General features: G+C 45.5%; 18 protein-coding genes. 9 read left to right on the top strand and 9 right to left on the bottom strand.

Annotation, left to right across the window (positions count from 1 at the left end; translation table 11 throughout):
- Positions 1 to 381: 381 nt before the first annotated feature.
- Positions 382 to 1,401: a DUF2955 domain-containing protein gene (locus tag R7Q41_RS17270; RefSeq protein WP_017820499.1), complete on the bottom strand. Its 1,020-nt coding sequence runs from the start codon at positions 1,399 to 1,401 to the stop codon at positions 382 to 384.
- Between the two features lie 9 nt (positions 1,402 to 1,410).
- Entirely contained in the window at positions 1,411 to 2,475 is a 1,065-nt protein-coding gene (locus R7Q41_RS17265; protein ID WP_017820498.1) for an HlyD family secretion protein, read from the bottom strand.
- Positions 2,476 to 2,574: 99 nt separating this feature from the next.
- On the opposite strand from R7Q41_RS17265, the gene R7Q41_RS17260 reads away from it, so the two are divergent.
- Both R7Q41_RS17260 and R7Q41_RS17255 read left to right on the top strand, forming a co-directional pair.
- Positions 2,575 to 3,435 carry a LysR family transcriptional regulator gene (locus R7Q41_RS17260; RefSeq protein ID WP_017634710.1) on the top strand — a complete coding sequence of 287 codons (861 nt, stop codon included), beginning with the start codon at positions 2,575 to 2,577 and terminating at the stop codon, positions 3,433 to 3,435.
- 150 nt (positions 3,436 to 3,585) lie between these two features.
- Positions 3,586 to 4,128 (top strand): hydrolase, encoded by a 543-nt coding sequence (locus tag R7Q41_RS17255; RefSeq protein WP_005457944.1) that lies wholly within the window; start codon positions 3,586 to 3,588, stop codon positions 4,126 to 4,128.
- Between the two features lie 39 nt (positions 4,129 to 4,167).
- Here the strand turns inward: R7Q41_RS17255 and R7Q41_RS17250 are convergent, their stop codons facing one another.
- The 3 genes from R7Q41_RS17250 to R7Q41_RS17240 form a co-directional block, all read right to left on the bottom strand.
- On the bottom strand, positions 4,168 to 5,064 hold the full coding sequence (locus tag R7Q41_RS17250) for a 1-aminocyclopropane-1-carboxylate deaminase/D-cysteine desulfhydrase (RefSeq protein ID WP_031777262.1): 897 nt from the start codon (positions 5,062 to 5,064) through the stop codon (positions 4,168 to 4,170).
- A 109-nt stretch (positions 5,065 to 5,173) separates the two neighbouring features.
- Entirely contained in the window at positions 5,174 to 6,460 is a 1,287-nt protein-coding gene (locus R7Q41_RS17245; protein WP_017820496.1) for a sensor histidine kinase, read from the bottom strand.
- Positions 6,457 to 7,134 carry a response regulator transcription factor gene (locus tag R7Q41_RS17240; protein ID WP_005389368.1) on the bottom strand — a complete coding sequence of 226 codons (678 nt, stop codon included), beginning with the start codon at positions 7,132 to 7,134 and terminating at the stop codon, positions 6,457 to 6,459. The genes R7Q41_RS17245 and R7Q41_RS17240 overlap by 4 nt, the downstream gene beginning before the upstream one ends.
- 152 nt (positions 7,135 to 7,286) lie before the next feature.
- Here R7Q41_RS17240 and R7Q41_RS17235 point away from each other — a divergent pair, with 152 nt between their 5' ends.
- The 3 genes from R7Q41_RS17235 to R7Q41_RS17225 are packed head-to-tail and all read left to right on the top strand — an operon-like array spanning position 7,287 to position 10,157.
- On the top strand, positions 7,287 to 8,327 hold the full coding sequence (locus tag R7Q41_RS17235) for a glycosyltransferase family 2 protein (RefSeq protein WP_017820495.1): 1,041 nt from the start codon (positions 7,287 to 7,289) through the stop codon (positions 8,325 to 8,327).
- Positions 8,328 to 8,329: 2 nt separating this feature from the next.
- On the top strand, positions 8,330 to 9,736 hold the full coding sequence (locus R7Q41_RS17230; protein ID WP_017820494.1) for an ArnT family glycosyltransferase: 1,407 nt from the start codon (positions 8,330 to 8,332) through the stop codon (positions 9,734 to 9,736).
- A gap of 4 nt (positions 9,737 to 9,740) precedes the next feature.
- Entirely contained in the window at positions 9,741 to 10,157 is a 417-nt protein-coding gene (locus tag R7Q41_RS17225; protein WP_017820493.1) for a GtrA family protein, read from the top strand.
- A gap of 128 nt (positions 10,158 to 10,285) precedes the next feature.
- On the opposite strand, the gene R7Q41_RS17220 is transcribed toward R7Q41_RS17225, so the two are convergent.
- The 3 genes from R7Q41_RS17220 to R7Q41_RS17210 all read right to left on the bottom strand — a co-directional run bounded on the left by R7Q41_RS17220 (position 10,286) and on the right by R7Q41_RS17210 (position 17,327).
- Complete coding sequence (locus tag R7Q41_RS17220) at positions 10,286 to 11,230, bottom strand: hypothetical protein (RefSeq protein WP_318144600.1); 945 nt, start codon at positions 11,228 to 11,230, stop codon at positions 10,286 to 10,288.
- A gap of 3 nt (positions 11,231 to 11,233) precedes the next feature.
- On the bottom strand, positions 11,234 to 14,731 hold the full coding sequence (locus R7Q41_RS17215) for a T6SS effector BTH_I2691 family protein (protein WP_031777260.1): 3,498 nt from the start codon (positions 14,729 to 14,731) through the stop codon (positions 11,234 to 11,236).
- Positions 14,732 to 14,993: 262 nt separating this feature from the next.
- Positions 14,994 to 17,327: a YgiQ family radical SAM protein gene (locus R7Q41_RS17210; protein WP_318144599.1), complete on the bottom strand. Its 2,334-nt coding sequence runs from the start codon at positions 17,325 to 17,327 to the stop codon at positions 14,994 to 14,996.
- Between the two features lie 424 nt (positions 17,328 to 17,751).
- Here R7Q41_RS17210 and R7Q41_RS17205 point away from each other — a divergent pair, with 424 nt between their 5' ends.
- The 3 genes from R7Q41_RS17205 (at position 17,752) to R7Q41_RS17195 (ending at position 21,358) form a co-directional block, all read left to right on the top strand.
- On the top strand, positions 17,752 to 20,208 hold the full coding sequence (locus R7Q41_RS17205; protein ID WP_042522833.1) for an EAL domain-containing protein: 2,457 nt from the start codon (positions 17,752 to 17,754) through the stop codon (positions 20,206 to 20,208).
- Positions 20,209 to 20,294: 86 nt separating this feature from the next.
- On the top strand, positions 20,295 to 21,005 hold the full coding sequence (locus R7Q41_RS17200; protein WP_005389354.1) for a hypothetical protein: 711 nt from the start codon (positions 20,295 to 20,297) through the stop codon (positions 21,003 to 21,005).
- Positions 21,006 to 21,157: 152 nt separating this feature from the next.
- The gene (locus R7Q41_RS17195) at positions 21,158 to 21,358 is read left to right on the top strand and encodes a DUF4250 domain-containing protein (protein WP_005376762.1); all 201 of its coding nucleotides are present in this window, start codon (positions 21,158 to 21,160) and stop codon (positions 21,356 to 21,358) included.
- 21 nt (positions 21,359 to 21,379) lie between these two features.
- On the opposite strand, the gene metR is transcribed toward R7Q41_RS17195, so the two are convergent.
- Positions 21,380 to 22,291 (bottom strand): HTH-type transcriptional regulator MetR, encoded by a 912-nt coding sequence (gene metR / locus R7Q41_RS17190; RefSeq protein WP_170890396.1) that lies wholly within the window; start codon positions 22,289 to 22,291, stop codon positions 21,380 to 21,382.
- 278 nt (positions 22,292 to 22,569) lie between these two features.
- On the opposite strand from metR, the gene metE reads away from it, so the two are divergent.
- Positions 22,570 to 24,852 carry a 5-methyltetrahydropteroyltriglutamate--homocysteine S-methyltransferase gene (gene metE, locus R7Q41_RS17185; protein ID WP_318108801.1) on the top strand — a complete coding sequence of 761 codons (2,283 nt, stop codon included), beginning with the start codon at positions 22,570 to 22,572 and terminating at the stop codon, positions 24,850 to 24,852.
- The last annotated feature ends 84 nt before the right edge of the window (positions 24,853 to 24,936 follow it).

Below are 24,936 nucleotides of genomic sequence, written 5' to 3'. Positions count from 1 at the left end.
AGTTTAAGTGAGACTAGGAATCGGGTTACTGCTCGCTAGGAAATGACGATAACTTTCGCACTTCAAAGCAGTCGGTGAGTAGATCCTGAACCACGCTCGTCCCTCGCTGTTCAGGATGACGGATGTTAAGAGATACGTTACTCACATACCCAACTATTTGGCTTGTATTCAAATTTTGGTCATTCCAGCGAGTCTAGACGAGACTAGGAATCTACTAACAACTCACTGGAAAATGGCGATAACCTTAGAACTTTACAGCACTCGGTGAGTAGATCCTGAACCACGCTCGTTCCTCAATGTTCAGGGTGACCGTTTTAAATAAAAATGCCGCTCACAGTAAAGTGAGCGACATACATTTCCCGTTTCCAGCCTCGGCCAGATTTAATTCAACTCCACGTTCTTCATCTCAGGATGCTTTAGCAATATCACACGAATCCAGTGATGCACCACCCACATCACCATCGCGGTGAGCAGAACAGCAACGAAAATCGAGCTGAAACGGTACAAGATCGAAAAGAACGCGTCTTTTTGTTCTGGCACCAATGAAGTCGTCAGCGGAACCGATAGGGCAGACATGGCAGAAAACGCGATAGCCGCTTTAATTTGCCCCTTTGTGAGCCACAAGCAGAATGGCCCCATTGCAATGGTAAAGGCGAGCCAAAAGAGTAGCGCATGCCCATACCAACTGCCCAATATCAGCTGAACAGCCATCCCTGCGATGCAGCCTAGTGCGGTGCCGATGATGCGAATTTTTGCCATGGCGAGCGAGCCTGCTAAAGTCATTGGGGTTAGGATGATCAAAATGGAAGCTTGTGCGGATAACGAGTCATATAAGTCCGCTACTTGGAATACGATAAACGCCGCCATCGCCACTACCCAACCCATGGCAACTTGGCTGATGTAGTCAATATCGCTTTTCACTGGGGTCGACATCTCAATGTGCTCGGTGGGGGACTTTGGCTCCGGGAACAACCAATACGCGAATGTGCAAACAAAAATATTGCTGAACGCCATCACCCACATGTTGACGTTGAACTCTTCAATATCCATGAAGTTATAGCTGGCAAAATTCAACACAATTGAACCCACCAACAGCCCCATGTAACCAAACAAATAGGTTTTCTGGTTCATCATTGCAATGCACTTGAACAGCATCATGATTCCGACGGCTACGGTCATTAATGTTGGATGAAACTGCAAGTATTCCAGCAAAAATGTGGCTTGTATGGTTGTCCACACCGCAGAGAAAAACACGATCAATAAAGCCGAAAGATTAAAGTTGTCCATTCTGCCCAATATAAACAGCGGCATCATGATGGCAAAAAATCCGTAAGACCAACCGAAGATCATGCTTAGCGCGAGCCCTAAAGAGCAGCCGAACCAAATTCGTAAGGTTTTCATTGTCGCCGCCTAGTAAATGAAGTGGAACCAGCTTGCGAGGTGAATCTGTGCTTGCGCCATCAACTGCCAGAAAATGCTGTTGTCTGGGTACAAAACAATGGTAGCGCGAGAGCCGACAAACAGTGCTGGTGGTAACTCTTCGCTGCTGGTTAGGTTCACTCGTGTACGCTGCGCATCACGTACCCAGCGGTTGTTCACTTCCACTTTGGTTAGTGCGCCATTAGGCGTTTGTTGTGCGGCTGCTACACCGTAATCGCGGCTAGCTAAATCAAAGTCGTACACCGAACCTGGGTTGGCATCAAATGTGACCAAGGCGTGGAAAGTCTTGTCTATGTTCGCGACGGATTTTTCACGAAAATCAGCGGCTACCCAGAGTGATCCTGTTGGTACAAATGTCAGCAATGGCATGTTGGTGTTTGCCATCGTGCCAACTTCTAGTTGCAGGTTGGTCACGACACCATCACTGGGAGCGAGTACCGCGGTATTTGCCAAATCAAGTTGCGCCTTTTCGATGCCATTTTTGGCAATTCGAACGGCGGTGCTTTGACCTTTTTGATCGCCTAATTGCGCCTCAATGACTTTTAAGTTTTGTCGTTCCGCTTTAAGCGCTGCACGTGATACCTGATTTTGGGCAAAGGCATTATCGAGTGTCGATTGAGAGATGACTTTCTGCTTCGATAGTGTCAGTAAGCGGTTGTACTCGCGGTGTGCATTATCAAATGTCGCTCGTGCGCGGGCAATATTGGCAAGAGCGGCTTCGCGTTGAGAATACAGTGTTGCTTCTTTTTCATAAGCGGATTGCAGAGACAGCTCCGCCTGTTCAAGTGCTATCTTGTATTTACGATCATCAATCGTAAACAACACATCGCCTTTTTGAACGGACTGGTTATTCTCGATGAGAACGTCGGTCACTTTACCAGATACCTCGGGTGCGACTTGGACAACGTATCCTTGCACTCGTCCTTCGGTCGTTAAGGGGGCGTGGCGGTCAGCAATGATAATGTACAAAAATAGTACGATGAACAGGACAATCAAAGTTCGCATCCAGTGTTTGAATTTTTGGTCAGCCGTCATTACAAGTTCCGTTAAACATATTGGATAGCGGATTATAGAGAAGTTACTCACAATTCAGTAGAATGATAATACGAACATAAATGACCTAAAAATAGGACAATGAACGTTAATTTTGATGATATTTACCTATTCACTCAGACGGTGGTTCACGGCGGTATAAGCGCAGCGGCAGAGGCGAATCAACTACAACGCTCAAAAGTGAGTCGTCGCCTGCAAGAATTAGAGAAATCGCTCGGGGTACAGCTTTTGATCCGCACAACACGCAGCATTGAGTTGACGGAGCACGGGAAACGCTTGTTTGAGTTGGTGGGGCAGCCTATTGACCATATTCAGCAAGGTTTAAATGCCATGCATGAATATCAACAAGAGCTGACGGGCAAGGTGCGTTTAGCCATTCCTTCCGCATTGATGAGCTCTGCCGCGTTTAACGCGATCATCACCGAGTACACAACGCGGTATCCGGAGATTTCGGTCGAGATTGAAAACCATCAAGAGAGTGTCGATCTCAAGCGTCAATCGTTTGATTTACAGCTTCTTCCGAGCGTGGTCAAAGTCACCGATGACAGCTATGTGCAGTTCAGTCTTTTGCCTTATCGTAGTCACTTTGTTGCGTCAAAAGCCTATCTAGAATCGCATCCGCCAGTAAAAACGGTGGAAGATCTTAAGCAGCATCGCCTTTTAACTAATCGTTACAATGCCGATTTGCTCGATTCAGATCTGCATGTGGCGTTGCGTTCGGATGACCTCAACTTGCTGCGCTCGATGGCGATAGCAGGAAACGGCATCGCGTTTATTCCTCAAATTCATTCCAAGCCTGCACTGAGAGACGGTTTGTTGGTCGAGGTGCTGCCTCAATTCGCGCATCCGAAGCAGCATCTTACTCTGATTTATCCCTCGGCCTTATTTCTGCCCAATAAAGTCAAAGCCTTGATTGAACTAATTCGAGAGAAATTTAAATAGTCAGTTCAAACCACTCTTACCTAAGGGCAAATGTGTGAGCGAAGGTCATCTTTCTAGGTTTTATTGCTCTAACATGAAAGGGTTCTGATACATTAACTTTTGCTCAACTTGTTGAGTATGGTTTGTGGTCGCACAAGATAGGAGATGGAAATGTTATCGAAAGGAAACACGGGCCTGATTGTGGTGGATGTTCAGGGCAAACTCGCTACATTAATGCATGAAAGCGACGCACTGATTGAAAATATCACGAAACTGGTAAAGGGCGCCAAAGCACTAGATTTGCCTATTCTGTGGCTAGAACAGAATCCAGAAAGGTTGGGCCCAACCGCGGAGCCGATTCGTGAAGTGCTTGAAAGCACGCATTTACCTATTACCAAGTACACGTTTGATGGTTGCAAAGAGGCGACGTTTAAGGTCGCGGTGGAGAACGCGAAAGTTGATACCTGGTTGGTTTGCGGTATTGAATCCCACATTTGCGTCTATCAAACCGCGGTTTCTCTGCGCCAGTCCGGTTATCGCGTTGAATTAGTCACGGATTGTGTCTCTTCCCGAACCGCTGCCAATAAAGCGCTCGCTCTTGCGAAGTTAACCGCTAACGGTGTGGTGCTCACTGGGTTAGAAATGTGTTTGTATGAAATGGTCGAAGATTGCCGAGCACCTGAATTCAAAGAAATTCTGGCGCTCATCAAATAGTGGAATCACTGTAATCAGCAACAACTTTATTTGAACACGCTATTCAAATTCTCGTTGATATCTTGGCAACATCGACTCGTTGCCAAGTAACCCGCCTTGGTGAATATAAATCACCGTTTTATCTGTGTTCTCTTCCAACCAAGGGGTGAGGCATTGCCACATATACGGGTCGTATAACAGGTCAAATTCGAGGTCGGTTTGCTCAAAGAGTGCTTTCCATGTGATGTAATCTTCTTCGTACAAGCGACCAAAATGGTGTTTGTTGCGCACGGTTAAAATGGTTGGGTGGCTGTTTTCACCGAGCTGGTTGAACTGCTCAGTTAAGTAATCTGCATCGCCTACGCAAGGGCAAGTTAGCACTTCTATGCCGTGTGGGCTTAAATGTTTATGAAGATATAAAGCCGTCGTGCCAGTACCTGATGGCAGGGCGACCGTAAACTGCTCTTTACCTCTCAATCGCGTCCAATCAAGAATTTCTCGTGCTAACTGTTTGATGCCAGCTTCAGCGAGGTGGGAACGTCCACCCTCTGGAATCAGCAATGTCGACTCATCTACTCTTCGTACCTGGTGGATGTATTCACTAGGGTGAAGTTCGCTACCGATGTCTTGCATGGCGGTGATTTTCATACCCAAATCGAGAGCGCCGCGATAGTTTCCGATGGGGGAGCTTTTTAGCCAAGATGGAATGTGATGAACATAAAACTCAAATGCCCAACCTTTAATCTGGGCGAGAGCCGCTAGCGAGTACATGGCATTAGATTGAGCGGAGCCAAAGCTTATTAACGTGGTGATGTCGGGATTTTGCTCTTCCATTAACGTCATAAACTTACGTGCTTTGTTCCCAGAAAAGTGGGAGTGGAGCATGTCGTCACGTTTAAGGAAAAATTTGTGCCCATTAAAGCTATGTTGGGTGATAGGACTTTCTGAGAGTTTCATGTCGATGCTGACGGAATAAACCGTGTCACCTTTGCCATTTAAAAAGGGCGCGTAGTGTAACGCCATTAAACCCAGATAAAAAGTCTGTGTTTCAGTACAACCTTTTCGGTTATTCCTGATGCTCTGACGTAAGGTCAATCACCGCCTCACAACCACCTTCTGGATGTGTACCAATCTTAAATTGCCAGCCATAACGCTGGCATAAATCATCCACAATCATCAAACCCAATCCGTGCCCATCAGAATGTGGAATGGTCGAAAAGCCTTCGCCTTCATCACGTACCGAGATGGTGTTTTCCCCGATGCTGATATGAATTGATCCCGATGGTGTCGCGGCGATGCCGTTGCGAATCAGGTTGCCAAGAATAATGGTCAACACAGCATTGGTAGCGCGCGTTTTTGGGTTTCCGTCGATCTGTACATCAAAGCTGAGTGCTTTCTCATCCGCCTGAGCTTGGCTTTGGAAGATGATTTGGATGAGTTCTTCTTCGGTGATGCTGCGCACTGGTGAATCATCTGCATTACGCTCGTAACGCACTAAGCCGAGTAGGGCATCCACCATAGTCGACATCTGCTGCGTTGCATCTTGAATTCGGTTCACCTGGCGGGTCTGGAAATCCGTGTTCGCACTTCTTGCCAGTAAACTGCTTGAGCCTTTCATTACGGTTAACGGTGTACGCAGTTCATGGCTTGCGTATCGTGCAAAGGCTTGCTCACGCTTGATGACTTGGTTGATTTTGTGGCGATACTCATTCAACTCATCCGCGAGGGTTTGGAACTCTTTGGCCGAGCCCTCTGGCACGCTAAAAGTTTGCGTAGCATCGCCTTGATGATGGTCGAGTTGAGTTTTAAGCGCATTGACGGGTTCAATCAAGCGTTGTGATAAGCGCAGCAGGAGGCTACCAAACAGGAACACCAGCACGGCGACAATGGACAGCACCATAGCGACGACGAGAATGAATTCCTCTGAGGTGATCTCGATTTCATCAATCAAGGAAACCAGAATAACGGGATGTTCAACGCCTTTGTAGGTGTAAGTGCTCATGTAAACCATGCGCGAGTATTCACCGTCTTCTACTTCATCAAGAAAGTGCTTTTGACCAATCAGGTATTTTTGATAGCGCTCGGCAACCAATGAGATGTCGTTGTATGCAGTGGTGAGCAGGTCAAGCTGAATACTGCCTTGCTCTGGGTGGGACTGGAAATGTTCAATTGCTTCTTTTTTGTCGACCATAATACGACGCTCGCCCACGCGGTCTTCAGACCAAAGCAGGGAGCCGGTAATCAACAAAAAGCAGAAGATGCCAATCACGACCGACACAAAAGAGAAAAACAGAGCGAGTCGCCCTGTCATACTTTGTGTGCTTTGCGTGCTAGCAAGTAAGCGATTGATCATGCACCTGTCTCCAAGCGGAAGCCAACTTTCGGCACGGTGATAAGCACATGTTGTTCAAATGGCTTATCAAGTTGGTTGCGAAGTTGGTAAATGTGGCTGCGCAGAACGTCGTTGTTCGGCTCGTTCTCTTGCCAAAGTTGGAAGGCAATTTCTTCGCGTGTCACTACGTCTGGCGCGCTTTTCACAAGCATTTCCAGAATGGTGTAAGTGGTAGGGTTTAGCGCCAACAGTTTATCTTGGCGATAAGCTTTACGCGTTTTTTGGTCGATAGACACTTCACCGTATTCCAACTTGCTCGATGCGACAGTGCCACGGTAACGGCGGATCAGTGCCATCATGCGCGCTTCAAGAATATCCAGATCGAAAGGTTTGGTCAGATAGTCATCCGCACCGTGTTGGAAGCCTTTGAGCATATCGTCACGGCTATCGAGCGCCGTCAGCATAAGTACCGGTGTGTTGTTGCCCGCGTCGCGAAGTTTATTACACATGGTCAGGCCATCCATGCGTGGCAGCATGAGATCGAGCAAGATGATGTCGAAGGTGTTTTCCATCGCTAGTTTCAGGCCGAGTTCGCCGTTGTCTGCATAATCGAGTTCCATACCTGCACACTCAAAATAATCGAACAGCATGCCTGCAATTTCTCGATTATCTTCGACTAAAAGTACGCGTTTCATGTATTTCTCTCCAAGTGGGCAGGTGTTCGAAAATAAGACTTCGTCTTAACCGAACATTATTCACTAAGGACGTGAAAAAGATGTCAATAACATCTCTTTCACGTTGATGTTTGTAGACTGGATTCATTCATCGGATTTAGTGGAAGAGTAGCATGTCAACCTTCAACATTCACGCTGCAACCTTTTCAAAGGTGAGCCAACACACTGAGCCTAAAACAGTTTTGTCTGTTGTGGTGCCATTCTTTAACGAGCAAGAAGTCTTGACTGAATTTCATCGTCGTTTAGCCGCCGTTTTGGATGAAATGCCAGAACATTGCGAAATCGTCTATGTCGACGACGGCAGCAAAGATGACAGCCTAATGATCGCGCAAAACTTTTCTCAATCTTCTAGCGACGTTCGTTGTATTGCATTAAGCCGTAACTTTGGCAAAGAGTCCGCCATGAGTGCGGGTCTGGAACACTGCCAAGGTGAAGCGGTGATTGTGATTGATGCCGACTTGCAAGACCCACCGGAGTTGATCCCGCAAATGGTATCAAAATGGCGTGAAGGTTATGACGTGGTGAACATGCAGCGCAGTGAACGCCACGGTGAAACCTGGTTCAAACGCTTCTCGGCCGCTTGCTTTTACAAAGTGCTTAATAGCATGGCGAAATTGGATGTGCCGGAGAATGTGGGCGATTTCCGTCTACTGAGCGCAAAAGTGGTTAAGCACATCAATGCGCTGCCAGAACGTAACCGATACATGAAGGGCATTTTTTCTTGGCCGGGTTTCAAGCAAGTGACGGTTCAGTTTGAGCGTGACGCTCGTTTCTGTGGTGAAACCAAATGGAACTACCTCAAGCTGATTGGCCTTGCAATGGACGGCATTACCTCGTTTTCCATTCGTCCTTTGCGCTTAGCGACACTTGCCGGTGCGTTAGTGGCGTTCAGTGCCTTTATCTATGGCGCATTCATTGTGATGAAAACCGTTGTGTTTGGTGAGCCTGTCACTGGCTACCCATCCATGATGGTCGTCCAACTTGCGTTGGGCGGTGTGCAACTGCTGTCGATTGGCCTTTTGGGTGAATACATTGGCCGCATTTTTGTCGAGACCAAGCAACGTCCTCTTTATCTTGTTCAGTCTGTTTACGAGCAGCCTGCAAAACATCAATCCATCCAAACCATGAAGTTTAAACTGGGAGAAACCGCGTAATCATGAGTATTAATAAAACCCATTTGTGGTTGTTGTTGGCGTTTGCTCTTTTACTCCGTCTTATTTCACTTGCCGCTTACCCTTTGATGGACACCACAGAAGCCCGCTACGGCGAAATGGCGCGCTTAATGGTGGAAACCGGCAATTGGCTTACCCCACAGTTTGATTACGGCGTGCCTTTTTGGGGGAAGCCACCCCTGTTCACGTGGATGAGTGCTTACGGCATTGAGTTGTTTGGATTGAATGAATTCGCAGTGCGCGCGCCTCATTGGTTGGCGGGTGTCGCGACTATTATTTTTGTTGCAGCCATGGCGCATCGCGCTGGCTTTAATGCAGTCATCGCAGCGTTGGTATTGGCGACGTGTGGCATCTTTTCAATTGCGGCGGGTGCAGTGATGACAGACATGGCACTGACATTGGCAATGACCATGGCGATGGTCGGCTTTTACTACTGCTGGCTTGGCAAAGACAACCACAGCCGATTGTGGGGTTATCTCGGTTTCTTTGGCTTGGCTTGCGGGCTGTTAGCAAAAGGTCCGGTGGCGATCGTGATCATGGGCATCGCAGTGTTTCCTTGGCTTGTGATTCAGCATGGTTTCTTCGGTGCCTTCAAAGCCTTGTGGCAGCGTTTTCCAATTGTGTTGGGGTTGGCGCTCATGCTTGCGATTGCTCTACCTTGGTACATCATGGCTGAAATGGCGACGCCTGGATTTATTGATTACTTTATTGTTGGCGAGCACTTTAAGCGTTTTGTTGTCAGCGGTTGGGAAGGGGACCTGTATGGTTCTGCTCATGATCAACCACGTGGGATGATCTGGGTATTCTGGCTACAGTCGGCTGCGCCTTGGTCAATTGTATTGCCTATCTTGGCGTGGAAACGTCGTAAGGTACTCAAAGCCATTGAAACCGATCATCAAGGTTTGTTTAGCTTCCTGATGTGTTGGCTGATTTCTCCAATGATCTTGTTCACCATGGCTGGGAATATTTTGCCTGCTTACGTGCTACCGGGTGTGCCTGCGTTGGGTATCTTGATTGCAATGCTGGTGGATAAACACGATTTCAAATGGTTGACCGGAACGGCAGCGGTGTTGCCAGCCCTGCTTATGATTGCGATGTTGGTTTTGAATATGGGCAAAGCAGATAGCCGCAGCGACCGCATCATCTTCGCGCAAATTAATGATAATGCTCCGGTCTTCTACATTGGTAAGCGCCCGTTTTCAGGCCAGTTCTATAGTCATGGTCAGGCGAAAAAGCTTAAACATAAGAATGACTTAAACAATCTGAAGAAATTCCACCTGATTGGTAAATCGCAGCGAGTGGATAGCATGATTCATGAAAATGCGTTGAGTTGTACCAACGAGTTCACAGCAAAATCGAAACGCTCACTCTACACCTGTGTGGTTGGATAACGGAATGCGCAAATTACCAAAATTTGCTTCGCTGGAAAGGTTTGCTTCGTTAACAAGGTTTGCTCTGGTAGGTGGTGTCGGCTTTATGGTCGACACCCTTATCTTTTCTGTGTTGTTCCATTGGTTTGGTCTGGAGTTGATGCTGGCTCGTGGGATAGCATTTTTGTTTGCAGCAACCACGACTTGGCTTGGCAATCGCTGGCTGACTTTCTCTCAAGCAGAAAAAACCAACCCTTTCGCTCAATGGCAAAAATTTATGGCGAGTGCCTGTATCAGTGCTTTGCCGAACTTTATTGTGTTCAAAGGCGTAACGCTCGCGCTAGGAACGCAAGGGGTGATGGTCTATTTGGCTTTGATCTTAGGCATATTGGCAGGCATGGTGAGTAACTATTTACTCAGTGCAAAATGGGTGTTTAGTTGAGGATAGAAGGTTCGGGCTTACTCTCCTATCCTCGAGTTAAAAATTCGTTATTTGAACCAATTTTTCTTTTTGTACATCAGAGTAAACCTAAAGCTTTGGGGGATGTAAAAAGGTAAACAAGCCAAGGTTTATACCTTGGCTGCCGTTAGTTCAGATTTTGATTTTTCAATCTCAGATTCCGTTTGCCACTTGCCGTTGTAAAGGTATTCACGCTCAGGAAGTGGGGCATTTGACGCCCTTAAATCAAATACCTCTTCGGTTTGATATTCTCTACTACAAACCGGAATACTAAAGAGCCTTGATTCTGGCTTCGATTCAAACAGCTTTTTGTGGTCATCTACCTCTGTACAATCCAGCTTATATTCCGTAGCTAACTGATTTACCATCGATTCTAAGTCCGTTTCAGTTTTGAAAAATACGTAGCAATCAGATCTACTATGTGAACGGACAATAGTGTTGTGTTCCATATCGATATATTCACACTTATCCTGCTTAAAGTAGAACTGGATCACTTTGCGCTTTTTGTTGTAGTCGGCAAACAACCAATCTTCACGCTCTCCAATTCTCACTTCTGTTGGTTCATCGGGCTTGCGTTTTAACATACCAAATGAGAATAAAATAAGAGCGCCCGCTCCAGCTAACGCCATCGGGCCAACTACCGCTACCATCAAAACGCAAACTACCGCACCGATCCAGCCAACGGCTTGTGTGGCGGTATTCGTCCACTTAGGCATGTTGCGACGCTTCTTCATCACAAAGCCTTTGTCAGAAAAGATATAGTCATAGCGATAGTCGAGGCCAATCGTAAGATAAAAGATCCCGGCCATCATTACTGACAAGATAAGGCCAAAAAAGGTCACGACAAGCGTATCACTTGAGTGTGTCAAAAATACAATTACAAATAAGAAGCTCATAAATGGCAAAGCCGTTAACTTGTAATGGTAGCGAAATGGCTCTTCTACATCATACTTATGCCATGTTGTTAAATTGTCCCCTTTGAGAATCTCTTGCTCTTGTGCTTCTTGATAAACCGCCAATTCTTCTGGGGTGATATAAAACGGTGAATATGCCAAGGGTTACTCCTGAAAACCTAGTGTGCCAACTGCGGGGGTGAGTGTTTTTTTAATTATGTCTTGTTTGATATTGTCTGAAATAATGCCATAAGTTGCACTCTGTTTTATGCCGTTTTGGAACCAATACTCACGCTTAGCAGGGGCATCATCTTCCACATCGTAAGCTACTTGCATTGCAAGGTAATGATCTGCTTCTTCAATTGGCAAGGTTACTTTGTACACCAGTGATTCTTTGCTCGCTTGATCTTGAGTTTGTAGCGTGACTAAATCTGCGTTTTGATGCCACGAGCCTGACATCAAATCATCTTCTGTTGCCTTGCTGTTAGTTCTCAACGTAATACCATTCGTTGCAGCACGCCTTGGCAGTTGAATATGCACTTCCAAACCGATTAACTCACGATGTGTGTAACCTGGGTAAGCTTGTACTTTTTCAATAGGTTGATGGTATACCGTAGGCTGTTGAATAATAGATTGTAAGTCAAACAGCGCTTGCTGAACCAATGCTGAATTATGCTTCTCTCTTTCGGGTAAGCTCGAAGATTGGCTCCACTGAGTGCGAGTCGGGTGATAACCCCAAGGCAGTTTATCTAACCATTTTTGGAAATCATCTTGTTTCAGTTTATTCAACTTATAATTGATGGCTAGGTATGCAATCGTGAGAATAACCAGGCCGGCCGTTATAGGCCCGCCAAAGGATAAGTTTAATGCAAATTGTCCAGTTAACCCTCCGTATACTTGGAATATACCGACAGCTGACATTGCTGTTAATACTAGGGAATTTGCTACATGCAGATATTTTTCTTGACCATAAACTTTGTCAGCACTCTGCCAAGAACGGTAAGCCTCAATACCCGAAGCTAACGCACCTAAAGCCCCTGTGATTGCTAGCCATTTATTGAATACCTTTAGGTCATCAAGGTTTAAGTTTTTAAAGGTATCTTCGTTTCTATTCACTAACTTTTTTAAGACATTATATGAATGTGACCTTAACCTAGGTTCACCCTTCACTTTCTCCCATAACTTACCTGTACGAACACCTGTCCAAGCGTTGACTGTGTAAAATAACTTTTGCTGGATATCCAAAAATTCATCTGAGGACATTAACCCCGTGTCTTGAATACTGCTCATGGCATCACCAAGCGCGATGCAGTTAAATATTAATGCCAGAAAGCCTAGACCACCGGCATTCTCGAACAGTTTATTCAAATCATTGAGCTTATTCATCACGATCCGCGTTCTAAGCTCGATGGTTCTTTGAGGTAGATCATCAGGTAACTCAATGTACTGCGGGTACTCCAATGTAGCTACAGCGAGAGCCTTCTTAATAGTCTTTTTATTTTTTAAAGCTGTTGTGTATTTAGAGTCAGCTTTGCGGTTATTTTTCTGGAAGTCAGCAATGATTGCATCGTTTTTTTCGAGCTTAATCAGATAATCATTTACGCGTGTTTTCCATTTTTTAAAATCGCGAGCGTAACCTTCTTTTATTGTTACGGGCATGTTGTGTGCCATATGTTCTGCAATAACGGCAAATAAATAATAGCTATGACGGTTCAGAGGTTTAGCGAAAACAGGCATCAGCGAAATTGATACTTGTGAGGTCATGCTAACACCAAACTCTACAACGCCTTTTGCAAGCGCACCTATTGCAGATTTAAAAATAATATCCAGCTCTTGGAAACCTTTGGCGATATCTTTGAGAAAGGCTGTTTCCGCAGTGTTTGGATTGGAAACAAAGTCCATGATCTTAGAGTACATATTCACGCGGTTGCTGGTATCAGATATCTGGTCCATCAACTGATTATCAGGATCAGGATTTCCTGAGACGATCGACTGTTCATCAAGCGCCTCTGTAATATTCTTCTCCATCACTTTAAATAAACTACGACTAAACCCAGAGGCATAGAGAGCAAGTAAACTGGTTGGTTTCTCCCATTGGCTTTCAGCCCATTGGCGGTCTTCTTCTTGTATCACCAAAGTAAATGACTCAACCGCTTGCTTGTGTAGTTGATACAAGCTGTACTGCGTGTCTTCGCTGTATAGGTCGAAGGTTCTTTCGAGATGATGCGGCGTTAAGGACTCCATTACTGCGATAAAGTCGCGTTTGACCGAAACCACTTGGGCTAGCATGGTTTCTTTTTGTTCTGACAGCTCTTGCATCTCGCTCAGCATTTGCTTCCAGTTGAGCTGCTGACGCCAGCGTTCAGTCGCTATCCATTGTTCGTATTTACCAAAACGGCTCGCAGAAATTCGATATTTGTCCTGTATCGCTTTAGCAATGTCACTTTGGGTATGTTGGTGTGATTCAATCGCTCCAGCGGAAAATTTAGCAGGATAGCCGGACTGAACTGAGCTTTTGTTCTGCTCTGCCAAATCAAGTTGGTGAGAGGAGTCATAATAGTCAGCCATGTCGGTATAAAACGACAGCTCTTCGCCGTTACGCTTAACGCTAGCTGGCATGTCTATCTCGTCACTTGCACCAAACATACACAGTTGCATGGCGGTCTGCATCAAGTTCCACTGGTTTGAAAACTGGTCAGTGAAAAGGCGGTAAGGGCTTGCGGCACCAACAAAATGCAGTGACATATCTTGAATGTCTGCGGCGTAATCTTTTATCGCGACGAAGTAGCCTGATTCTTCTTCTGGAATCGCAGAGGTTAAATCGCTTTCGACTGCGACAGGTTTAAAGACAGAACCATCTTCATCTGCTTTGGTGGCGATGCCAGAATCCGCAAAGCGACCATCATCGACGGCAGAAGATTCAATATCAGCGACTTGGGTTAACTTATCTATTGGTGCAATGTTGTGCTGATTCTCGTTTGAGGACAGAACAATGGTTTGCATGCGATCGATATGATTACTCGGATTGTTAAGTACGCGCATGAACGTGTGCCATGTCCACCGGTGCTCAGAGAAGCAAATCGATAGTACGCTTCCGTTGACGTAAGTAAGGAAGGGCTTTGCATCTTGTGGTGTCCCACGCTGCTCTGATTTTGGGCTTTCTGATTCTCCCAACTTATAGAGCGTGAATTGCGTTCCTTTGATTTCGTATTCGTCTAAGCTTTTGTTGATTGCATCATAGACATACAGCCAACCGTCGCGCAGTTGACGCAGGGTGTAACCAACGGTATTGAGTTTGGCTGGGCCTTGCCCTTTCCATTCTTCAGGCAAACCAAAAGGTTGTGTCTCTTCTGTTTCTAGCTGATCGATGGCATAGCGGACTGGGATAAAGTGCGCAGGTGATGCTTCCGTTGCTTCTTTCTCAGTTTTTAAATTGAGAGGCTCTGGTTCAGACGGCGGTGGCGGATCGATTTTTTTTGTTTCTCCCTCCCAAAACATACTGCGCTCTGGGGGTGAGCCAGCAAGATCATCGGATTCCGTGGTTGGAACGATATTCAGCGATTTCAGTGTACCATCGCTTTCAAATGCCTGAACGGCCTCCTCATAGGTATAGCTGTTGTCATACCAGAACATAGAAGTTTTTGGGGGAAGTGGATTATTCATCGTTAGCCCATGTTTAAGAGTTTTATTCTATTACGCAAATATCGCACCAAAATAAAGCAATTAAAAATCAATGAGTTAGATTTTTATGGTTTTGCGTCAATCAAATAATTGTTTGTTTTTCCAATAAGTTGGTTGGTGTTTACCATTTTTTGTATTGATTGAATCAAAGTTTTAGTTGTGAGTGATGCCTCAATGAGCCGACAAAACAAAAGGGCTCCAGAGTTACCTCTGGAGCCCTTTCTAGTATTTAAGTGCTAAAGAGTTAGCGACGCTTTGGTTTACGTTGACCAGCTGGTTTGCTTTGTCCTTGTGGGCGACCTTGGCCTTGCGGCTTGCTACCTGCCGGGCGGTTTGCACCGTTGCCGCTAGGACGTTGGCCGTTGCTTGCAGGGCGTTGACCACCTGTAGCTTTACCCGAACCGTTACGGTTGCCAGATGGTTTACCATCTTTTGAACCGCCTTCAGAACGTTTGTTCAAATGACCACCGAAGCCTGGTTGGTTTTTGGTATGTTTGGTTGCAAAGCGGTTTGCCCCATGACGACCAGATTTACGACGTTGCGCAGGTGTTTGTGCTTCAATGTCTTCTGCAGGAACGAGACAGCCTTGTTTGTCACCAATCAAATGTTTTTTACCCATACTGATTAGGGCTTCACGGATCATTGGCCAGTTTGCTGGATCGTGATAACGCAACAGCGCTTTATGCAGGCGACGTTGACGTTCACCTTTTGCTACAGGTACATCTTCACGTTTTTTGTACTTCACGCGTTTCAGAGGGTTTGTCTCTGAGTAGTACATCGACGTTGCGTTACACATTGGCGAAGGGTAGAAGTTTTGTACTTGATCACATTCGAAGTTGTTCTTTTTCAGCCACAGAGCAAGGTTCAGCATGTCTTCGTCTTCTGTGCCTGGGTGCGCAGAGATAAAATAAGGGATTAAGTACTGCTTCTTGCCTGCTTCTGCACTGTATTTCTCGAACATCTCTTTAAAGCGATCGTACGTACCCATGCCTGGCTTCATCATCAGATCAAGAGGACCTTTCTCTGTATGTTCCGGTGCAATCTTCAAGTAACCGCCTACGTGGTGAGTCACGAGCTCTTTCACGTATTCTGGTGATTCAATCGCAAGGTCGTAACGTACGCCAGATGCAACCATCACTTTCTTCACGCCTTCAACTTTACGCGCTTCGCGGTATAAATCGATCGTGTGTTTGTGGTCTGTGTTTAGCTTGTTACAGATGCCCGGGAATACACAAGAAGGACGACGACAGTTCGCTTCCGCTTTTGGATCTTTACAGCCCAGGCGGTACATGTTTGCAGTCGGGCCACCAAGATCGGAAATTGTGCCGGTAAAGCCTGGAACTTTGTCGCGAATTTCTTCAATCTCGTTGATGATAGACTCTTTCGAACGGTTTTGAATGATTCGACCTTCATGCTCGGTAATCGAACAGAAAGAACAGCCACCAAAGCAACCACGCATGATGTTCACAGACGTCTTGATCATGTCGTACGCAGGAATTTTTGCTTTGCCGTACATAGGATGAGGAACACGCGCGTAAGGCAGGCCAAACACAAAGTCCATCTCTTCGGTCGTCAATGGAATTGGAGCTTGGTTTACCCAAAGTTCACGATCACCATGGCTTTGAAGTAACGCTCGACCAGAGTACGGGTTCGTTTCTAAATGCAGTACACGGCTTGCATGCGCATAAAGAATGCGATCGTTTCTTAGCTTTTCAAACGAAGGTAAACGGACCGCAGTCGTCGCAGCATCGTGGCGTGATGGGCGAATTGTGATTGGTTGTGCAACTGGCTCGTCTTTTTTAGTTTCACACTGAGTTTCTACTTCGTATGGGTTCTTTGGTACGAACGCTTCTTTACGAGGTTTTTCAATGCGAGAAGAATCAATAACCGTGTAGCCTTCTGGCGCCGCTGGCAAGTTCACGGCAGTACCACGAATATTGGTCATGGTGCTGATGTCTTCGCCGTTTGCGATGCGATGTGCTACTTCGACAAGTGCGCGTTCTGCGTTACCAAAAAGTAGGATGTCTGCTTTTGCATCAAATAGTACCGAACGGCGAACTTTATCTGACCAGTAATCGTAGTGCGCAACACGGCGTAGGCTGGCTTCGATACCACCTAAAACAATAGGTACTTCTTTGTAAGCTTCACGACAACGCTGAGAGTAAACCAAAGTCGCGCGGTCTGGGCGTTTGCCACCTTCGTTATTTGGTGTGTACGCGTCATCGTGACGAAGTTTTTTATCCGCGGTGTAACGGTTGATCATGGAGTCCATGTTACCCGCAGTGATCCCGAAGAACAGATTTGGCTTACCAAGTTGCATGAACGCATCTTTATTTTGCCATTCTGGTTGAGCAATGATACCGACACGGAAACCTTGTGCTTCTAGCAGGCGGCCAATGATAGCCATACCAAAGCTTGGGTGATCCACATAAGCGTCACCGGTTACAATGATAATGTCACAGCTATCCCATCCTAGGGCATCCATTTCTTTGCGACTGGTCGGCAAGAAAGGTGCCGTACCAAAACACTCTGCCCAGTATTTTTTGTACTCATGAATAGGAGTGATGTTATTGGTCATATTTTGCTCTCTGTTCCAGGGAGCGCGAATTATAGCGATTTGATTATCAGGTATCTATAACAAACTCATCTATTCCAGCTTAGTTCATCGAGTTTTATTTGGTTTGTAAAAATATCAATGCTCTATCGGCGATTTTCTGTCTAATTTCACCTTGAAAGCCTCATGGTTATAGATCGGTTCATGAAAAATGTCGCAATCTTAATACAAAGCATAAGCAATGGTGTGCTTATGTGGGGTAAAGCCTATAATCAAATTAGTGCATATTAAATGCAAAAGGCTGAGCTGCTCTGGAAATAGTTCTAAGTCGATAGGCTTATCGTTGACACAATCCATCTATAAAGAGGATCGGCAGGTCCCAACTGGAATGTCGCGAATTGACTGTGAATTTTGAGCCTTGGGCTAATTACAAAAAAGGGGCTAGGGTATGAGTGAATCTACGACAACAGTGCATCCAAAAATGCAAACGACTTCCAGTCTAACTCCTGTTATAGAGTGGTCTTACGATATTGATACTCGCGAGTTCGAATGTGATCAGCAAGGAATGGCAAAGGCATTTGGGATAAGTACGCCAGTAACCAGCCTAAATAACTTGTTTGATCATATGCTGATGGGGCAACAAGAAACGCTAAAACAACGAATTCTAGAAGTGGAACTCTTTGGCGGACGGGGGCGGTTTTCTTGTTGCATGATGCTAAAAAACGTTAACTTAGTGCACGTTACTATTAGTTTTGAAAGGCTCAATAAGCGCATTATCCAAGGCACTATCATTCCACAATTAACAATCACTGGTTGCGAGGAGTTAGCGAAAATCCTCGAAACGATTTTTGATTTGCCAAATGTAGGCGTTTTAGTTGCCGATGAAGATACGCGCATCTTAGGTTGTAACCGTGCCTTTGAGTTACAAATGGGCTATCAAAACCGAGATCTGGTTGGGCTTAAAACTCATATATTCAGTACCTCTCACCATAGCCAAGCGTTTTATGATCAGTTGTGGCAGCAAATTAATGATGAAGGATGTTGGTGTGGTAACTTGCTGAGCAAAACAGCAAACGGTAGCAACCAAGCTCATCATCTTTGTATTTACCGACTTACGTTTCACTCTGGACGAATTCTTTATCTCGGATTTTCTACGGATATTTCTGCTTCGTTGTTGTGGATGAAAAATCGTTGTGAACAACAGCATGATTGGGCTGCCTTTTTACCGACGAGGAAAGAATTTGAACTCCAATTAGCTACCTTAGCGAATGAAAGCAGAAATAAAGAACTCAACATTGTTATGACACTCAGACCCAAGTTTTCGGAGAGATATTTGCTTGAACAGCAATTAGGTTTTGCAGATTTTATTATGCGAAGTCGCTACACCAGTATTGCGGGGCAGTTATCTCGGGATGTGTTTGTCGTATGCTTGCAGACCCCTCATTGTCAATGGTTGAGCCCGGTTCGTTTGATCCAAATTGCCATGAAAGGGTTCTTTAATGAGCTTAGAAATGAAATGGGCACAAAAATGCATGCCACTATCGTTAAAGGCCAAACTGGTGTGTCAATCCTTGGCTATGATACGAACCGACCAAGACAAGCGCTAGCACATGCAGCGCAAGCGATGTTGTCCTCTATTTCCGGTGAAGGCAGCTATTTCAACTTTTACGACAGTGAACTTCACTCTGAATTAGTGAAGCGCCAACATCTCGAGGCGTTTTTGGAGGCGCAAATAGAGAGTGGGCTAGTGGACGTTTACTTTCAACCGATTATCGATGTTCAAACCGGAAGAGTGGTTAAGTTCGAGGCTCTCGCACGCTTCTATGATGAAAATGATGCGTATTGTACGCAAAAGATGATCGCTATTATTGAAGATCTAGAACTCATAGCGGCACTTGATGATGTGGTCTGCCAAGCTGCGTTGAAGCACTTTCCGCGCTTACAAGAAATTTATGGCGAGGAAGTGGGCGTGACCATCAATCGCTCCCTCAATACGAAATTGGACTCTCTTCAGATCCTTCAGCGGTCGCATGATTTGATTAAAGCCAGTGGTGTAGACCCTAAGCGAGTAACTATCGAGCTAACAGAAACCGCGTATTTTGAACAAGATGAGGAGCATACTCGAGCTCTAGAGGAAGTGCGGAAAGAGGGCATTGAGATCGCGATTGATGACTTCGGTACTGGGTATTCTTCTTTTTCTTATCTAGAAAAAGGGCAGTTTGATTTACTGAAAATAGACCGAAAATTCATCAAGAACATTCATAAAGGGAGCACCAGCTATAACATTGTGAAAATGGTCACCGAGCTTGCACAGCAAATGAATGTAAAAGTGGTTGCTGAAGGCGTGGAATCTAAGCAAGAACTTCAAGTATTGGCAGAAATCGGTGTCGATTACATGCAGGGCTTTCTATTTTCTGCTGCCGTGCCTGTCGATTTGATGGATAAAGCGGACAGTTATGAGCATCTGTTCTCTGACATCGCGATTGAGTCTAAGCAAAGTGATGTGTTGCAATCTTTGAGCCATGAACAAGTCAGGTCTATGGACCCTGGAGAACCGCTCTCCTTGGCAGTTGAGTACATGAATTTGAATCCAAGCTTGCCTTTAGTTGTTCTCAATGAAAATCGTTGTGTTGGGTTAATTACGAAAGAGACGGTGAATTTACACCTAACGCCCTCGATGGGCACAGAGCGAGAAACTGAACGAGAAAGCCGAATTTGGAAACGTCCTGTTAATCAGATAATGAGCACCGAATTTGTGTTGGTTGATGAGGATTTACCTGTCTCTGTTATTCGAGAGTTGGTTAAAACCGGGATTCGTTTCCCTTGGGTACTGTGTAATACCAAAGAAGAGTACCGTGGAGTTTTAACGCAGGAAGACGCGTTGAAGTATCTTGCTTCTCTGTGAATAAAATTGTCTTACCGTTTTAGCTCATTTTGGGGCCGACTTTCGGTGGTTTGGCGATAGTTGATTTGATATTATCGCCCCCCAAAATGACTTTTGAGCGTGCATTCAACATGATTCAACAATTGCTGGTTACTTTCCCTCCGATGCTATTTGGCGCACAAGCGCTACTGACTTTGCTTCTAATCAAGGGCGATATTTGTCCTGGTCAGCGAGGACGTCTTCATAAAATGTTGCCTGCAGTAGCTGTATTGTGGCTCGCTGTTGCGTCACTTCGCATTGAAGCATTTATGATCGTGTTTGCTATTTTCTACTTCTATTCTCAGGTTCAAACCAAGAAAACGCGTGAAAAAGGGCCACTATGGGCGATGCATTTAGCGAATGGTTTGGCCTTTGCGTATGTGAGTATTCAAGTATTTGAGCAATCAAGCTGGCCAGCATCGATAGCGATGGCGCTAATGATATTTTTCCTTGGGGCGTCATTTTCTCAATTGCTGCTTACGATAGCTCGCAGCAGATTACAGGCATTTCACCGTATTTTACCAGTTACGGGCATTGTGTCTGGAATGCTATTAGTCATCGCAACGTTGTTTGCTTCTTACCAGTTAAATGAAGCCACACTAAACGCTGCAACACAGCCAATCTTGCTGTCTTTAGCTATGCTAATTTCTTCAATTATCGTGTGGTGTTGGCATATTTTTACGCATAAGAAACCAGAAAAGGTGCAACTGAGCGTAGCCTTGTTGCTAGCACTCGCGTCGATGACGAGCCTGCAAGGTTTATTCTCTCTCGCGGCTTAACCTCTATTCTAAAGACAAAGCTAGACGGCTTATATCCAAGTGCTTTCTTGGTGTTTGGGTATAAGGTGATCACGTTTTAGATCGCACTCACTTTAAATTCGCGTGATTACTACTACGCTTGTTTATATACCTTGTCGAAGAGGAGAGTCGCGATGGATTTAAGCAATGTAGGTAATCTGGACAGCACTATTTTGCTAGGTATCGTCAACGAAAAGCTACGTTTAGAGTGCGACAGTTTTGACGAGTTAGTATCAGTGTATGAGATGGATGTAGAGTCTGTAGTCGGCAAGCTTGATATGCTCGGTTATCAGTACGATCCATTGACTAACCAATTTAAAGCATATCAACGCTAAGCCTTTCATAATCCAAATCTTTTAAGCCATCTTGATTCCGTCAAGGTGGCTTTTACATTGTAGCCTCGCGGTTGCGAAAAAAGCTTGTAAGTAACGCTTTTCTTTCTCTGAGTGACGCGTTGCTGCAAACAAGCGACGCCATAAGCCTTGGCCGAAAGGTTTACTGGTAATAAGACCTTGGCGAGAAAATTCAGAAATCGCCCAATTGGGTAGTGCCGCCACCCCTAATCCAGCAGAGACCATCTGAACTAACATGAGAGTGTTGTCGGCTTGCTTCCATTTCGCAGGTTCTATTCCTGCTGGCTGAAGAAAGTGCTTTACGACGTCTAGCCTTTGTTTTTGAACCGGATAAGAGAGCATGGTTTGATCTGCGAGATCTTGCGGATCAATAATTTCTTTTTCCGCCAATGGGTGGTTGGTTGCGGTAATTAAACGCATTTCAAAGTCGAATAGAGGCTCGTAGTGGACTTCAGATCGAGGTTGGATATCGGAAGTAATAACGAGATCGAGTTCGCCTGCCAATAGAGCTGGGAGTGGTTCAAAGCCAAAACCAGAGGAAAAGTCCAATGTTACGCTAGGCCAAGCAAGTTGGTACTCCCTAAGTGCAGGCATTAGCCATTGGAAGCAAGAGTGACATTCAATGGCCATATGTAATCGGCCATTGACGTCCTCTTTCAAGCTCGCTAAATCATTTTCTGCTCTTGCGAGTTTCGGAAGGATATCTTCTGCAAGACGCAATAGGATTTCTCCCTCTGAAGTGAACTTCACCGGACGAGTCTTTCTCAGGAACAGTTGCCCTCCAATTCGCGCCTCCAAATCTTTGATCTGATGAGACAGTGCCGACTGAGTGAGATGCAAAGCGGTCGCTGTCGCCGTTAGAGAGCCAGTGTCTCGAAGCGAAGTGAGTGTCCGCAAATGTTTTAGCTCTATCATGAATTCCTTTCATCCTTTGTTGCTCGCTATGAACAGAATAGCAATCGTGTAAATAACTTAACGACAAAAAATGGATATGTAAACGTCTAGACGTCTATTTGTTGTTTTTATCTGCGAATCATGTCGCTTCATGATGAATTTTTTTAATAAACAAGTTGAATAAATGGACGTTGTTCAAACCGCAGATGAGAGCGATAGTTTAGCCATCCAGACATCTTTCATGACGAAAGATACTCTGACCCAAACAAATTAAACAAGATTGAAAAAGGAATAGGGACATGGCTACAACAACGCACGTACTAGGTTATCCACGCATCGGTGAAAAACGAGAATTAAAATTCGCTCAGGAAAAATACTGGCGCGGAGAAATTGATCAAGCAGAGCTTAAAAAGGTTGGAGCAGATCTGCGCGCTAAAAACTGGCAAACGCAAACAGATGCTGGCTTGAGTTTTACCACCGCTGGCGATTTTGCTTGGTACGATCATGTACTGACGACCACGTTGTTACTGGGTCACGTGCCAAAACGTCACGCAGACGGTTTCCCTGATTTGGATACGCTATTCAAAGTGGGTCGCGGTCAATCTCAAGCGGGTTGCGGCTGTGCGGGCGCTGCAGCATCGGATATGACTAAATGGTTCAACACAAACTACCACTACATCGTACCTGAATTTAGCAAGGACGATACATTTGAAGTGAGTTGGCCTCAACTGTTTGAAGAAGTCAACGAAGCAACCCAAGCTGGGCATAAAGTGAAGCCAGTTTTGCTTGGCCCAGTCAGTTATCTTTACTTAGGTAAAGAGGTAGAAGAAGGGTTCGATCGCCTGACGCTACTGCCACGATTGCTTACGGCTTACCAAGCTATTTTGGCAAAGCTCGCAAGTCAAGGTGTTGAGTGGGTTCAGATTGATGAGCCAATTTTGTCACTGGAGCTAGAAAGCAAATGGGCTGATGCGTTCAAGCTAGCGTACCAAGTGATTCGAAGCGATGTAAAAGTGCTGCTAACGACGTACTTTGACTCCGTAAGCGATACGCTAGGCAAAATTGTAGAGCTTCCGGTAGATGGTTTGCATATCGATTTATCTGCCGCCCCTCAGCAGCTTGACGATGTAGTTACCAAGTTACCGGAGGATTGGGTGCTTTCTGCTGGTGTTGTGAATGGTCGTAATGTGTGGCGTTCAGATTTAAGTGCCCAACTCGAGCGTCTACAGCCAGTCAAAGAGAAACTGGGCGACAAACTTTGGGTTGCCAGTTCATGTTCTCTGCTACATAGCCCTGTTGATTTAGCACTGGAAACAGAACTGAGCGAAGAAGTAAAAAGTTGGTTTGCCTTTGCAAAACAAAAAGTGGCAGAAGTCGCCTTGCTTGGCCGAGCGCTCGATGGTGACCAAAATGCGATTCTCGCTTGTGATACCTATAGCCAGCCAATCAAAGCGCGCAAGACAGCAACACATGTGAATAAACCTCAAGTACAAGCGCGTTTAAACAACATTACCGCGTCACTTGCCGAGCGCAGCGCACCTTATGCAGAGCGTGCTGCGCATCAAGCTGAAGTATTGGGCTTGCCTTTGTTGCCAACAACGACAATCGGCTCTTTTCCTCAAACGGGTGAAATCCGGGTGCAGCGCAGCGCTTATCGTACAGGTCAATTATCTGAGTCTGAATATATCCAAGCACTTAAAGGACATATTGCTGACGCAGTAAAACGTCAAGAGGCGCTCGACCTAGATGTGCTAGTTCATGGTGAAGCAGAGCGTAACGACATGGTGGAATACTTCGCTGAGAACTTGGCGGGTTTTCAAACGACCAAATTTGGTTGGGTACAGAGTTATGGTTCTCGTTGTGTGAAACCTGCCATTGTAGTTGCTGACATTGAACGTGAAAAACCGATCACAGTTGAATGGTCGACGTACGCACAATCGCTAACCAGCAAACAGATGAAAGGCATGTTGACTGGACCAGTAACGATTTTATGTTGGACGTTCCCACGTGAAGACATCACACGTCAAGAAATTGCGCAGCAACTTGCTTTGGCACTACGTGATGAGGTGTCTGACCTGCAAGATGCAGGCATCAATATCATTCAAATTGACGAGCCAGCCATTCGAGAAGGTTTACCACTCAAAAAACGCGATCACAAAGCGTACTTAGAATGGGCCGTAAATGCGTTTAAGGTCTCTGCGGCAAGTGCAAAACCAGAAACTCAGATTCACACTCATATGTGTTACAGCGAGTTCAATGAAATCATTGATTCGGTTGCGGCACTCGATGCGGACGTCATTACCATTGAAACATCTCGCTCAAATATGGAGCTGCTGAAAGCATTTGAAGAGTTCAATTACCCGAACGAAATTGGCCCTGGTGTTTATGACATTCACTCACCAAACATTCCTACGGAAGAATGGATTGAAGGTTTAATCAAGAAAGCGGCAGAAAAAATTCCGGCTCAACGTTTGTGGGTAAACCCAGATTGTGGTCTGAAAACACGAAACTGGAAGGAGACAGAAGCCGCATTGGCAAATCTGGTTTCAGCGGCGAAGAAGCTCCGTGCTGAGCTGGCGTAACACGTCGTTACAGCAAATAAAAACGGAGACTGTGGTCTCCGTTTTTCTATTCTTAATTGTTAACTTTCGTTTTCAGATTATCCA

The organism is Vibrio sp. 2096, assembly GCF_033339595.1.
Lineage (GTDB): Bacteria > Pseudomonadota > Gammaproteobacteria > Enterobacterales > Vibrionaceae > Vibrio > Vibrio alginolyticus.
Note: the sequence above shows the minus strand (reverse complement) of the source record. Positions and strands in the feature narration are given on the sequence as shown.